We start from the raw sequence: 12851 nt of genomic DNA, 5'->3' as shown, positions 1-12851 counted from the left end.
CCGGCGGCGCCTCAGGGCGACGCGGTACCGCCCAGCAGCGGCAGCACCCGTTCCAGAGGCAGCGCGCGCAGCGTGCCGCGATGGCCGGCGACGGTGGTGGCGCGGAACATCGAATTGACAATCGCCTCCTCGGTGGCTTCGGCCACGCCGCGGAACAGCCCGTCCATGGCGTCGTTCGCCAGCAGCCGGGTGGCGTGCACGCTCGCGTCGTTGCGCATCCGCACCTCGCCGGCGGTGGCGAACGCGATCACGTAGTCGCCCGAGCCGTTGCTCATCGATGCGCCGGTGCGGCCCAGGCCGATCACCGCTCGCGAAGCGAGCCTGCGCAGCAGGCGGGCATCCAGCGGCGCATCGGTGGCGACCACGATCATGATGCTGCCGTCGCCGTCGGCGGGCGGCCGCTCGCCCCGCCCGGCGCCTGCGGCCTGGCTGTCCGGATCCGGCAGCGTGCGGCCCACCGGCACCCCCCCGATCACCAGATCGCCGCCGAAATTGCTCTGCACCAGCACGCCCACCGTATACCCTCCGGCCGCCTCCGGAAGGCGCCGCGAGCTGGTGCCGATCCCGCCCTTCCAGCCGAACGCGGCGGTCCCGGTGCCGGCACCGACCGTGCCCTCCTCGACGTTGCCGGTGGAGGCGCTTTCCAGCGCCTGTGCCACGTGCTGCGGCCGGATCGGCCGGGCGCGGATGTCGCTGAGGAAGCCGTCGTTGGTCTCTCCGACCACCGGGTTGAGCGAGCGCACCTGTTCCATGCCCGGGCGCGCGAGCATCCAGGCGACCATGGCATCGGCGGCCTTCCATACCCCGAGCGTGCCGGTGAGCAGGATCGGGGTTTCCAGTTCGCCCAGTTCCTCGACCTGGGTTGAACCGAGCAGCTTGCCGTAGCCGTTGGCGACGTGGATGGCCGCCGGGACCCGCTCGCGGTAGAGATCGCCGGGATGCGGAACGATCGCGGTCACCCCGGTGCGGATGGCGTCGCCCTCGACGATCGTGGCGTGGCCGACCGCGACGCCCGGCACGTCGACGATGGCGTTGCGCGGACCGGTAGGCAGGCTGCCGATGACCACCCCGGCCTCGCGGGCGCGGGGGCGCGTAGCGGTCGAAGCGCCGGCCGCAGCGCTTTGCGCCGGTTGCGGTTCCGACGCTTCGGCGAAACCGGAAAGCGGACACGCCGCCAGCGCCGGAACGAGCAGCAGGGCGATCACCGCCGTCGCACGATCTCGCATCGTCAGCTTCCTCCCGCCCGCAGTCCGGTCCCACCGACCGTATGCCGGCACCGCCAAGCACGCAAGTGGCCGCCGGTCCGCCGCCGACCGGCGTTCGCGCGCATGGCGCGCCTGCGGGACCGACCCGGACCGCATCGCCCGTGGGAGCGGCCCATGGCCGCGAAAGCCGCGGACGGTCCCGGCCGGGTGGACCGCAATCCCAGGTATGGCCAAGCGCGCCGGCCTTCGCGCGCACGACGCGCTCCTACGGGAGATTGGCCGCGAGCGTTCCGGACGGGACTCCGGACGTCGACATCGCGCAGGGGAACCGCGCGTCGGACGAGGAACGCCCGGGATCTGGTTCCCTCTCCCCGATTCCGGCCTAGTGCTTGAGGTTCTTGCGCAGGCGCTCCAGCGCCTGCAGCTGCGCGGTGACCTCCGCCAGCTTCTGCTGCGCCTCGGCGACGTCCATCGCCTCGCCGCGCCCGGCCAGCACGCGCTCGGCCTCTTCCTTGGCCGCCTTGACCGCCGCCTCGTCGATGTCGTCGGCACGGATCGCGGTATCGGCCAGGATCGTCACCACCTGCGGCTGCACTTCGAGGATGCCGCCGCCGATGGCGAAATCGAGCGTCGAGCCGTCCGGCTGGGTGACCACGACCTTGCCGGCCTTGAGCCGGGTGATCAGCGGCGCGTGGCGCGGGGCGATGCCGAGCTCGCCGACCTCGCCGGTGGCGACCACGAGGGTGGCCTCGCCGTGGAAGATCTCGGCCTCGGCGCTGACGATGTCGCAACGGATGGTGCTGCTCATAACTCGCTTCTCTTCCGTTTCCCCCTCTCCCGCTTGCGGGAGAGGCCGGGGGTGAGGGCGATGGGCCGTGGGCCCTCACCCTGACCCTCTCCCGCGAGCGGGAGAGGGAGCAGGAATCAGGCCGACTCGGCCAGCTTCTTGCCCTTCTCGACCGCCTCTTCGATGCTGCCGACCATGTAGAACGCCTGCTCCGGCAGGTGGTCGTACTCGCCGTCGACGATACCCTTGAAGCCGCGGATCGTGTCCTTCAGCGAGACGTACTTGCCGGGCGAGCCGGTGAACACCTCGGCCACGTGGAACGGCTGGCTGAAGAAGCGCTCGATCTTGCGCGCGCGGGAGACCGCCTGCTTGTCCTCCTCGGACAGCTCGTCCATGCCCAGGATCGCGATGATGTCCTTGAGCTCCTTGTACTTCTGCAGGGTGGCCTGGACCCGGCGCGCGGTGTCGTAGTGCTCGTTGCCGATCACGTTGGGGTCGAGCTGGCGGCTGGTGGAATCGAGCGGATCGACCGCCGGGTAGATGCCCAGCGAGGCGATCTGGCGGCTCAGCACCACGGTCGCGTCCAGGTGCGCGAAGGTGGTGGCCGGCGACGGATCGGTCAGGTCGTCGGCGGGCACGTACACGGCCTGGATCGAGGTGATCGAGCCGGTCTTGGTGGAGGTGATGCGCTCCTGCAGCACGCCCATCTCCTCGGCCAGGGTCGGCTGGTAGCCCACCGCGGACGGCATGCGGCCCAGCAGCGCCGAGACCTCGGTGCCGGCCAGGGTGTAGCGGTAGATGTTGTCGACGAAGAACAGCACGTCGCGGCCCTTGCCCGACTCGTCCTTCTCGTCGCGGAAGTACTCGGCCATGGTCAGGCCGGTCAGCGCCACGCGCAGGCGGTTGCCCGGCGGCTCGTTCATCTGGCCGTAGACCATCGCCACCTTGGACTGCGCCTTGTCCTCGAGGTTGACCACGCCCGCCTCGATCATCTCGTGGTAGAAGTCGTTGCCCTCGCGGGTGCGCTCGCCGACGCCGGCGAACACCGACAGGCCGCTGTGCTGGGTGGCGATGTTGTTGATCAGCTCGAGCATGTTCACGGTCTTGCCCACGCCGGCGCCGCCGAACAGGCCGACCTTGCCGCCCTTGGCGAACGGGCACATCAGGTCGATGACCTTGATGCCGGTCTCGAGCAGCTCGTTGGTGGCGGCCTGGTCCTCGTAGCTCGGCGCCGGGCGGTGGATTTCCCAACGCTCCTTGGTCTCGATCTCGCCGACTTCGTCGATCGGCTCGCCGAGCACGTTCATGATCCGGCCCAGGGTGGCGACGCCTACCGGGACCGAGACCGCAGCGCCGGTGTTGTCGGCGACCAGGTTGCGCTTCAGGCCGTCGGTGGAGCCCAGCGCGATCGCGCGCACCACGCCGTCGCCGAGCTGCTGCTGCACCTCGAGGGTGATGTCGGTGTTCTGCACCTTCAGCGCGTCGTACACCCGCGGCACGCTGTCGCGCGGAAACTCGACGTCGACGACGGCGCCGATGATCTGGACGATCTTGCCCTGGTTGCTCATTTTGTGTCGCTCCGATTGCCTGTTCTGGTTGCCGGATCCGGCCGGCGGATTGCTGTTTCGTGATCGGGATTGGTCATTCGTGATTCGTCAAAGCGCGGTTCGCTGCTTCTTCGAATCGCCAATCACCAATCCCGGACCACAGCGGGCGGTCGTCAGACGGCCGCGGCCCCGCCTACGATCTCCGAGATCTCCTGGGTGATCGCGGCCTGGCGCGCCTTGTTGTACGAGAGGTTGAGCGTGTCGATCAGCTTGGTCGCGTTGTCGCTGGCGGACTTCATCGCCACCATGCGCGCGGCGTGCTCGGAGGCGACGTTCTCCATCACCGCCTGGTAGACCAGGGATTCGATGTAACGGGTCAGCACGTGCTCGAGCACGCGCTCGGCATCCGGCTCGTAGATGTAGTCCCAGTCGTGCCGGGCCATCGGCTCGTCGGACGCCGGCAGCGGCAGCAGCTGGTCGAACGCCGCGCGCTGGGTCATGGTGTTGATGAAATCGTTGTAGACCAGGAACACCTTGTCGACGCTGCCCTCGCCATAGGCGTCGAGCATCACCTTGATCACACCGACCAGCTGCTCGACCTCGGGGTTGTCGCCGAGGTGGGTCACGCTGGCCAGCATGTTCACCTTGAGGCGGCGGAAGAACGCGGTGGCCTTCTGGCCGATGGTCACCACGTCGACCTCGACGCCCGCCTCCTGGTGCTTGCGGATCTCGCCGAGCAGCTTGCGGAACAGGTTGTTGTTGAGTCCGCCGGCCAGGCCGCGGTCGGACGAGACGATCAGGTAGCCGACCCGCTTGATCTGCTTGCGCTCGACCAGGTACGGGTGCTGGAACTCGGAGTTGGCCTGCGCCAGGTGCCCGATCAGCTGCTTCATCGCCCGCGCGTACGGACGCGACGACTTCATCCGCTCCTGCGCCTTGCGGATCTTGGAGGCCGAGACCATTTCCAGCGCACGCGTCACCTTGCGGGTGTTCTGCACGCTCTTGATCTTGGTTTTGATTTCTCTGCCGCCGGCCATCTGCTCGCTCCGTTCGCGGTGATTCGTGATTGGTGAGTGGTGATTCGCAAGAGCGAATCCCCGCCAGCCACGCTTACCCGCTTCTACGAATCACCAATCACCAATCACCAACTACGCCGGCTCAGAACGAGCCGGTCTGCTTGAACTCTTCGATGCCCTTCCTGAAACCGGCCTCGATCTCGTCGTTCCAGTCGCCGCTGGCGCTGACCTTGTCCATCAGCTCGCCGGCGGTGTTGGCGAAGTGCGCGTGCAGCGCCTCCTCGAACGCGCCGATCTTGGTCACCGGCACGTCGTCCATGTAGCCCTTGTCGACCGCGTAGATCGACAGCGCCTGGTTGGCGACCGGCATCGGCGCGTACTGCTTCTGCTTCATCAGCTCGGTCACGCGCTGGCCGCGCTCGAGCTGCTTGCGGGTGGCCTCGTCCAGGTCCGATGCGAACTGGGCGAACGCGGCCAGCTCGCGGTACTGCGCCAGCGCGATGCGGATGCCGCCGGAGAGCTTCTTCATGATCTTGGTCTGCGCCGCGCCACCGACGCGCGAGACCGAGATGCCGGCGTTCACCGCCGGGCGGATGCCGGCGTTGAACAGGTCGGTCTCGAGGAAGATCTGGCCGTCGGTGATCGAGATCACGTTGGTCGGCACGAACGCGGACACGTCGCCGGCCTGGGTCTCGATGATCGGCAGCGCGGTCAGCGAGCCGGTCCTGCCCTTGACCTCGCCGTTGGTGAACTTCTCGACGTAGGCCTCGTTGACGCGCGCGGCGCGCTCGAGCAGGCGGCTGTGCAGGTAGAACACGTCGCCCGGGTAGGCTTCGCGGCCCGGCGGGCGCTTGAGCAGCAGCGAGATCTGGCGGTAGGCCACGGCCTGCTTGGACAGGTCGTCGTAGATGATCAGTGCGTCCTCGCCGCGGTCGCGGAAGTACTCGCCCATGGTGCAGCCCGAGTACGGGGCGATGTACTGCATCGCGGCCGACTCGGAGGCCGAGGCGGCGACCACGATGGTGTGCTCCATCGCGCCGTTCTCCTCCAGCTTGCGCACCACGTTGGCGATCGAGCTGTTCTTCTGGCCGATCGCCACGTAGATGCACTTGACGCCGGTACCCTTCTGGTTGATCACCGCGTCGATCGCCACCGCGGACTTGCCGGTCTGGCGGTCGCCGATGATCAATTCGCGCTGGCCGCGGCCGATCGGGATCATCGAGTCGATCGCCTTGTAGCCGGTCTGCACCGGCTGCGACACCGACTTGCGCCAGATCACGCCCGGCGCGATGGTCTCCACCGGTGCGGTCTGCGCGGCGGCGATCGGGCCCTTGCCGTCGATCGGCTCGCCCAGCGCGTTGACCACCCGGCCCAGCAGCTCGGGGCCGGTCGGCACCTCGAGGATGCGGCCGGTGGTCTTGGCGGTGTCGCCCTCGCGCAGGTGCTCGTAGTCGCCCAGCACCACCGCGCCGACCGAGTCGCGCTCCAGGTTGAGCGCCAGCGCGAAGGTGTCGTTCGGCAGCTCGATCATCTCGCCCTGCATCGCGTCGGCGAGGCCGTGCACGCGCACGATACCGTCGGACACCGAGGTGACGGTGCCTTCGTTGCGCGCCTCGGCGGCCAGCTTGACCTTGTCGATGCGGGCCTTGATCAGTTCGCTGATTTCGGAGGGGTTGAGCTGGGTCGTTGCCATGGTGTGGGTCCTAGATCGTGGGTCGCGATTTATGAGGTCGCGGCTTCGATGTGTCGTTACGTGATTCGCGGTTGGCAATTGACGATCGGCAGGGCGGCGTACTGCGCTTGCGAATCACCAATCACGGTGTCCAACGGCTGGAGGCCGGTCTTTTCGATCACGCGTCAGCTCGCCAACGCGCTCTGCAGCCGCGCCAGCTTGCCGCGCAGCGAGCCGTCGATGACCACGTCGCCGGCGGCGATCACCGCGCCGCCGATCAGGGCCTCGTCGACCGCCGTTTCCAGCTCGACCTGGCGGCCGAAGCGCTTCGCCAGCGCGCTGCGGATGCCGTCCAGTTCGGCCGCCGGAAGCTCGGCCGCCGAGGTCACCGTGGCGCGCACGATCCGTTCGGCGTCGGCGCGCAGCTCCTCGAACTGACCGGCGATCTCCGGCAGCAGCGCCACCCGGCGGTTCTCGGCCAGCAGCGCCAGGAAGTCGGCGAACGGCTGCGCTGCGCCTTCCGGCGCCAGCAGCATCACCGCGTCGGCGTCGTCCAGCCCGGGATGGCCGAGCAGCGACGCGACCCGGGGGTCGGCCGCCACGCGCGCGGCGAACGCCAGCGCCTGGGACCATTCGGCAAGGCCGCCGCCGTCGCGGGCGAGCGCGAACGCGGCGCGGGCGTAGGGACGGGCGAGCGTGAGGGCCTGGGACATCGGCTCAGATCTCCGCGGCCAGCTCGTCGAGCAGCGCCTTGTGCGCGGCCGGGTCGATCTCGCGGCGCAGCAGCTTCTCGGCGCCGCTCACCGCCAGCAGCGACACCTGGCGGCGCAGATCCTCGCGGGCGCGGTTGGCCGAGGCCTCGATCTCCGAGTCGACCAGCGCCTTCTGGCGTGCGCCCTCGGCGATCGCCTCGGCCTTGGCCGCGTCGATGATCTGGTTGGCGCGCTGGTGGGCCTGCTCGATGATCTCGTTGGCCTTGGCGCGCGCCGCCTTGAGCTCGTCGTTGACCTTTTCCTGCGCCTGCGCCAGCGCCTTCTGGCTGTTGTCGGCCGCCGCCAGGCCCTCGGCGATCTTCTGCTGGCGCTCCTCGATCGCGCGCATCAGCGGCGGCCAGATGAACTTCCAGCTGAACCAGATCAGGATCGCGAACGCGATGCCCTGGCCCAGAAAGGTTGCGTTGATTTGCATCGTGTTGCTCCGCTATTGGCGAACGGGCGTCGGCGACGCCCGACCTTCGCCGCGCGCGCCGGCCGGCGTGCGCGGCATCCGGGTGCCGGATCAGCCGCCGGCGACGGCGCTGAGCAGCGGGTTGGCGAACGCGAAGAACAGCGCGATGGCCAGGCCGATGATGAACGCGGCGTCGATCAGGCCGGCGAGCAGGAACATGCGGCCCGACAGCATCGGCACCAGCTCCGGCTGACGCGCGGCGCTCTCGAGGAACTTCGAGCCCATGATGCCGATGCCGATACAGGCACCCAGGGCGCCGAGGCCGATGATGATGCCGATGGCGAGAGCGGTGTAGCCCTGGATGGCGGCGACGAGAGCGGTGACTTCCATGGTGATTCCTCTGGCAGGGTGCAGGTGAAAGGGAGAAGGGTAACGGGAGATCCTGGCGCGTCAGTGCGCCTCGGAGGACATCGACAGGTAGACCACGGTCAGGATCATGAAGATGAAGGCCTGCAGCGTGATCACCAGGATGTGGAAGATGGACCAGGCGGCGCCGGCCGCGACCGCACCGAGGAACGCGAGCGCACCGCCGGCCTTGGCGCCCATGCCGGCCTCGAGCAGCATGTTGCCGCCGGCCATGCCGAGCAGCGCGATCAGCAGGAACACCAGCTCGCCGGCGTACATGTTGCCGAACAGCCGCATCGCCAGGCTGACCGGCTTGGACAGGTACTCGATCACGTTCAGGCCGAAGTTCGGCAGCGCCAGGACCGCCTTCATGCCCGCGCCCTGGGCGTGGAACGGCGCGGTGAACAGCTCCTTGCCGAAGCCGAACGCGCCCTTGGCCTTCACTGCGAAGCCGAACATCAGCAGCAGCACCATGACCGCCATGGCGGCGGTGATGTTGAGGTCGGTGGTGGGAACCGCACGGAAGTAGCCCTGACCGGCGGCGGCGGCCACGCCGGGGAAGAAATCCACCGGGATCATCTTCAGGGAGTTCATCAGGAACACCCACACGAAGATGGTCAGCGCCACCGGCGCAACGAAGCTGCGGTTGCCGTGGAAGACGTCCTTGACCTGGGTGTCGATGAAAGTGACGACGATCTCGATGAAGGCCTGGAACTTCGACGGCACGCCGGCGGTGGCACGGCGGCCCACCATCCAGAAGGTGCCCATGGCCAGCACGCCGATCAGCAGCGAGACCAGCAGGCTGTCGATATTCAGGGTCCAGAACGCGCCCTCGCCGATCGAGACCTGCCAGTGCTGCAGGTGATGGGTGACGTATTCGCTCGGGCTTTCGGCGATGCGGAAAAGGTCTGCGGGGATCATCGAAGCAACCAGGGCAAGCTCAACATGTACGCCAGGAACGCCGCCAGGGCGCCCGCCAGCACGAATCCCTCGGGCAGTGCGGCGCTTGCCATGGCCAGGGCCACGCCGGCGCCGATCACCAGCCACTTCAGCACCACCCCGACCAGCAACCGGGCGAACATGCGCCCGGCCGGGGCGACCGGCGACTGCCCCGCCGTGCGCCAGCCGAAGATCGCGAATCCCGCCGCGACCACGGCAGCGCCGGCGAGGAAACCCGCCGCGGCGGGACCGCCGGCGAGCGCCGCCAGCACCCCCGCGCCGGCCAGCCCGGTCGCGGCCTGGACCAGCGGCAGCGCGAACGCGGCGCGACGGGTCCGGTCGGATCGGATTCTGGCGTGCTCGGGGGGCTGCAAAGCCGCAAAAGTATAGCAGTCCGGCGGTTTGAGCGGCAAGCGCCGGAGGTCCCGGCTGGGCCCGCCGCGCGGCGCCGGAGCGCGCCCCGGCGATCCGATCCACCGCGCGGGGAACCTTCGGCTCCGGCACCGGTCAGTCCTGCTGGCCCGTCGCTCTTCCTCGTCGAATCTCCACGGCGGGCCCGCCAGCCCCGGCCTCCCCGGCCGGGGCTCGCTCTTTTCCGAGCCCGCCTCGGGGCCTCTGGGAGGCGCCGGACGACGCCTCCGCTTCGTGCGCCGCCCGCTCGCTCGCCGCGTGCACGCTTCCCCCCGAATCTCCCACGACGCACCGGGCTTCACGTCGGCTGCATCGCGTTTGCGGCCAAATCCGCCGCGCGGCGACGCAGCGTACGGCGCCGCTCCCCCACAATCAGGAGCACCCAGTGACACGCATCCCACGCCTCGCCTGCGGGCTGTGCGTGGCGGGCAGCCTGTTCGCGCTGCCCGCCCACGCCCAACAACAAGACGATCACCGCTTCGCCCTGCGCCTGAGCGGCTTCAACCCCGAGGCATCGCTCGCCTTCAGCGCAGAAGGCGCGATCACCGACGGCACCGACACCGCCACCTTCGACGACAGCGCGTCGTTCGACATCGGCCGCGAATGGCGCCCGCGCGGGTCGGCCTGGTTCCGGATCAGCCCGCGCCAGCGGCTGATCGGCAATTTCTACGACTACCGTCGCGGCGAGTCCTGGAGCTTCGACGGCGGTACCCTCGCTCCGGACGGGATTCCGGGCGAGGCCGAGATCCCGGCGGTCGACGCGGATGCGCGCTTCGAGTTCGCGCTGGCCAACCTCAACTACGAGTTCGCGGTGGTCGACACGCCGGCGTTCCAGTGGGGCGTGGGGCTGGGTGTCACCCATGCCCGGCTGGAGACGCGGCTGCGCGGCACCTCGACCGGCACCGACGAGCTCGACCCCGAGTCGGTCGACGTGCGCTGGAAGCGCAGCGAATGGACCCCCGGAGTGCACACGCGCCTGGCGTGGTCCCCGAACGAGAAGTGGCAGGTCAGCCTGGAAGGCCAGTACCTCGATGCCCAGTGGGGCGACTTCCTCGAGGAGGACGGACATTTCGAGCGCGGCGGCCTGCTGGTCGAGTACATGGTCACCGAGCGGGTGGGCGTGCACGTCGGCTACGACTGGTTCCGGCTGAAGATGGCCGACGGCTTCAGCGGCAGCGTGGACGCCGGCGATGCCGGCGACCCGGTGGGAATCGAGCGCCTGGAATACGACGGCACCCTCACCGGGCGGCTGAAGGTGCACGGCCCGCTGGCGGGCGTCAGCGTGCGGTTCTGACCCGGAGGGCATCCGCTGGCGTGGTGAACGCGGGCGGCAGCGTGCCGCCCGCGAAAGGCGGCCGGGGTCCCTCGCGGATCTGCACGTCGTCGAGGTAGACGTTGACGTCGTACGCGGTCTGGGCGCGGTACAGCCAGATCGCGTCCAGGGTCACGCGCGCGCCGTCGATGGCGCCGTCGCTGCCCCCGACCCAGGCGTTCCACTGTGCAGGATCGGCCAGGTTCCATTCCAGCCAGGTCCACTGGTTCGAGGCGATGGCGCGGCTCGTTGATCGCTCGGTGCCGTCGGCATCGTCGATGCCGATGCCGATGCGCATGCCGGTGCCGCCGGAGTACACCCACAGGCCGATCCCGGCATCGCCCGGCAGCGGCCGGTTGGCCGCGGGCGAACCGCCGCCGGACAGCAGCCGGACCGACCAGTCCGCCGTCACCGCCGGGTCGTCGCGCAACAGCACCCGCAGCGAGCAGTCGCCGTCGCGGCGCACGCCGCAGTCGCGCTGCGCACGCGAGGCGCCGGACACGCCGACGGTGCTGCCGGACTCGGTCGGCTGCCGATCGAAGCGGCCGGCGCCGGCCTCGAAATCTTCCAGTATCTCGGCGGCGATCGGATCGAGATTGGCGAGAAAGGCGTTGCGCATGCCGCCCGGGCGGCCGTTGCCGTTGTAGTAGTGGTCCGCGATCCAGCGCCAGCCGCGGCCGTGATCGGCGGCCCAGCGCTGGGTGCCCCACTGGCTCATGCCGCGGCCGTGGCCGAAACAGCCGCGGCCGCGACCGACCTCGTCGGCCAGGCACGGCCAGCCGTTGGCGGGCGAGCCGTTGCGGCCGTTGCCGCAGGAGAGGTCCGGATTGCTGCAGGATCGACCGTCGGAAGGATCGTCCCAGGCGTTGTTCTCGGCCGAGTATTCGGCGAACGCCGCGCTGCTTCCGTCGCGGGTCAGCAGCACGCCGCGGGTGGCCGCCGCCGCGGCCACCGTCGCCGACCAGGCGGCGGATCCGAATGCCTGGCAGGAGGTGCTGCTGCAGATGTCGTAGGCGGCGCCGACCGGATTGGCGACGTACCACGCCGCGTAGCTGCGGTAGGCGACCGCGCCCGCCGCCAGCGAGTCCGGATCCCACGAGGCGATCCACTCGTCGTCCAGGCCGCGGCCCACGTAGTCCTCGAACTCGTACACCGAGACACCGGTGCAGCTGCGCCCCGAACAGCCGGTACCCACGCGGATGCTGGCCGGCACCGGAACCGCCGCGGCGCGCGCGAGCCTGGCCGCGCGCTGCGCGTGGTCGGGACCGGCCGGGTCGTGGGCCTTGCCGCGGTCGGCGCCCGGTGGCTCGTGCGGCGCGCGCACGTCGGCGCCGGTTCCCGGCTCCACGCCCGCCCCGGAGCGCGTGTTCGCCAGGACATGGCCATGGTCCTGGCGATCGACGCCCGAGCCGCGTTCCAGGTCGATGATGTGGTGCGCGGCGTCGGGCGACAGCGCCACCCTTTCGAGCTGCTGGCGGCGGTACCCGCCGGCCGAAATCGTCAGGGTGGCGGATGCCGGTGGCGTCTCGGCCCCATCCGGCGCCGGCGGCAGCCGCAGCAGCAATTCGAAAGCCCCCTCGGCGTCGGTGACCGCACGCTGTCCGCCGTCCGCCGCGACCACGGCACCCGGTACGGCGACCCCGCTGTCGCGGTCGTAGACGTGGCCGCCGATGAGGCTGCAATGGCCGCAGTCGAGCGCGGCCAGCGCCTGCCGGTGCAGCGCGGTGGAGGTGGCCGCGGGCGGCAACCACAGCGTGATGGGGAGCGGCGCGGTATCGAAGACGATCCGCGCAGCGAGTGGCGCCTGGCCCGGGGCGGCCGCGGTGACCAGGTATTCCCCGGGCGCGGTGTCCGGCAGCCGCGCGCCGCTGCGTGGGATGTGCGCGTCCAGCGGCGGTGCCGCCCCGGCCGCGTGCTCCAGCACCAGGCGCGCCGCCAGCGCGCGTCCGCTGGCGCTGTCGCGCACCCGGATCCTCGGCGCGACCTTTCCGGCTGCGAGGCCGGGGGCGCCGACTCGCGCCGGCCGGCGGGGGGCCGATGCGCCCGCCTGGGCTCCCTGCGCTGATTCCCCGACCATGGTTTCCACGGCGGCGCCCCGGCTCGCCCGCTGGGCGTACGCCGCGGCCAGCACCAGCAGCGCGGCGCATGCGAGCAGCACGACCGCGCGCGGCGCCGACGCGCCGCGGCGGTGGTGGCCGCGATCCGAAGCGATGGGCATGACGTGATCCTCGTGCGGGGTCGTCAATTCGACGGCAAGCGAAACGGCTGCGGAGGAGCGGCCCCTGGCCGCGAAGACCGCGGATGGGGCCGGCGGGGGTGGTGATGATTCCAGGCGCTGGCGGATTCGTGGACTTCGCGTGGATGGCGCGCTCCTACGAGCGGGCCGCCTG

Annotated in this window: 12 protein-coding genes; 1 reads left to right on the top strand and 11 read right to left on the bottom strand. The window is 70.1% G+C overall.

Annotation, left to right across the window (positions count from 1 at the left end):
* Positions 1 to 11: 11 nt before the first annotated feature.
* From QFW77_RS17935 to QFW77_RS17890, 10 genes are all read right to left on the bottom strand, one after another.
* Positions 12 to 1226 (bottom strand): DmpA family aminopeptidase, encoded by a 1215-nt coding sequence (locus QFW77_RS17935; RefSeq protein ID WP_280576210.1) that lies wholly within the window; start codon positions 1224 to 1226, stop codon positions 12 to 14.
* Positions 1227 to 1587: 361 nt separating this feature from the next.
* The gene (locus QFW77_RS17930; protein ID WP_280576209.1) at positions 1588 to 2013 is read right to left on the bottom strand and encodes a F0F1 ATP synthase subunit epsilon; all 426 of its coding nucleotides are present in this window, start codon (positions 2011 to 2013) and stop codon (positions 1588 to 1590) included.
* A gap of 116 nt (positions 2014 to 2129) precedes the next feature.
* Positions 2130 to 3560 carry a F0F1 ATP synthase subunit beta gene (gene atpD / locus QFW77_RS17925; RefSeq protein WP_280576208.1) on the bottom strand — a complete coding sequence of 477 codons (1431 nt, stop codon included), beginning with the start codon at positions 3558 to 3560 and terminating at the stop codon, positions 2130 to 2132.
* Positions 3561 to 3712: 152 nt separating this feature from the next.
* On the bottom strand, positions 3713 to 4576 hold the full coding sequence (gene atpG / locus QFW77_RS17920) for a F0F1 ATP synthase subunit gamma (RefSeq protein ID WP_280576207.1): 864 nt from the start codon (positions 4574 to 4576) through the stop codon (positions 3713 to 3715).
* Between the two features lie 121 nt (positions 4577 to 4697).
* Positions 4698 to 6248 carry a F0F1 ATP synthase subunit alpha gene (gene atpA, locus QFW77_RS17915; protein ID WP_280576206.1) on the bottom strand — a complete coding sequence of 517 codons (1551 nt, stop codon included), beginning with the start codon at positions 6246 to 6248 and terminating at the stop codon, positions 4698 to 4700.
* Positions 6249 to 6412: 164 nt separating this feature from the next.
* The gene (locus QFW77_RS17910) at positions 6413 to 6940 is read right to left on the bottom strand and encodes a F0F1 ATP synthase subunit delta (RefSeq protein WP_280576205.1); all 528 of its coding nucleotides are present in this window, start codon (positions 6938 to 6940) and stop codon (positions 6413 to 6415) included.
* A 4-nt stretch (positions 6941 to 6944) separates the two neighbouring features.
* A complete protein-coding gene (locus QFW77_RS17905; protein WP_280576204.1) occupies positions 6945 to 7415 on the bottom strand; it encodes a F0F1 ATP synthase subunit B in 471 nt (156 codons plus the stop codon).
* Between the two features lie 90 nt (positions 7416 to 7505).
* A complete protein-coding gene (atpE, locus tag QFW77_RS17900; RefSeq protein ID WP_425603389.1) occupies positions 7506 to 7790 on the bottom strand; it encodes a F0F1 ATP synthase subunit C in 285 nt (94 codons plus the stop codon).
* A gap of 54 nt (positions 7791 to 7844) precedes the next feature.
* Positions 7845 to 8720: a F0F1 ATP synthase subunit A gene (atpB, locus tag QFW77_RS17895; protein ID WP_280576202.1), complete on the bottom strand. Its 876-nt coding sequence runs from the start codon at positions 8718 to 8720 to the stop codon at positions 7845 to 7847.
* Complete coding sequence (locus tag QFW77_RS17890; protein ID WP_280576200.1) at positions 8717 to 9151, bottom strand: hypothetical protein; 435 nt, start codon at positions 9149 to 9151, stop codon at positions 8717 to 8719. Before QFW77_RS17890 ends, atpB begins: the two co-directional genes overlap by 4 nt.
* A 383-nt stretch (positions 9152 to 9534) precedes the next feature.
* Between QFW77_RS17890 and QFW77_RS17885 the strand changes: the two genes are divergently transcribed.
* On the top strand, positions 9535 to 10443 hold the full coding sequence (locus QFW77_RS17885) for a hypothetical protein (RefSeq protein ID WP_280576199.1): 909 nt from the start codon (positions 9535 to 9537) through the stop codon (positions 10441 to 10443).
* On the opposite strand, the gene QFW77_RS17880 is transcribed toward QFW77_RS17885, so the two are convergent.
* On the bottom strand, positions 10427 to 12679 hold the full coding sequence (locus QFW77_RS17880; RefSeq protein WP_280576197.1) for a SpoIID/LytB domain-containing protein: 2253 nt from the start codon (positions 12677 to 12679) through the stop codon (positions 10427 to 10429). The genes QFW77_RS17885 and QFW77_RS17880 overlap by 17 nt on opposite strands.
* Positions 12680 to 12851: the final 172 nt, after the last annotated feature.

The organism is Luteimonas endophytica (assembly GCF_029887875.1).
GTDB classification, from domain to species: Bacteria; Pseudomonadota; Gammaproteobacteria; order Xanthomonadales; family Xanthomonadaceae; genus Luteimonas; species Luteimonas endophytica.
This window is presented reverse-complemented; position numbering and strand designations above follow the sequence as displayed.

Coding starts and splice junctions, on each gene's coding strand:
- QFW77_RS17935 (WP_280576210.1), bottom strand. CDS start 1,226: ATGCGAGATCGTGCGACGGCGGTGATCGCCCTGCTGCTCGTTCCGGCG.
- QFW77_RS17930 (WP_280576209.1), bottom strand. CDS start 2,013: ATGAGCAGCACCATCCGTTGCGACATCGTCAGCGCCGAGGCCGAGATC.
- atpD (WP_280576208.1), bottom strand. CDS start 3,560: ATGAGCAACCAGGGCAAGATCGTCCAGATCATCGGCGCCGTCGTCGAC.
- atpG (WP_280576207.1), bottom strand. CDS start 4,576: ATGGCCGGCGGCAGAGAAATCAAAACCAAGATCAAGAGCGTGCAGAAC.
- atpA (WP_280576206.1), bottom strand. CDS start 6,248: ATGGCAACGACCCAGCTCAACCCCTCCGAAATCAGCGAACTGATCAAG.
- QFW77_RS17910 (WP_280576205.1), bottom strand. CDS start 6,940: ATGTCCCAGGCCCTCACGCTCGCCCGTCCCTACGCCCGCGCCGCGTTC.
- QFW77_RS17905 (WP_280576204.1), bottom strand. CDS start 7,415: ATGCAAATCAACGCAACCTTTCTGGGCCAGGGCATCGCGTTCGCGATC.
- atpB (WP_280576202.1), bottom strand. CDS start 8,720: ATGATCCCCGCAGACCTTTTCCGCATCGCCGAAAGCCCGAGCGAATAC.
- QFW77_RS17880 (WP_280576197.1), bottom strand. CDS start 12,679: ATGCCCATCGCTTCGGATCGCGGCCACCACCGCCGCGGCGCGTCGGCG.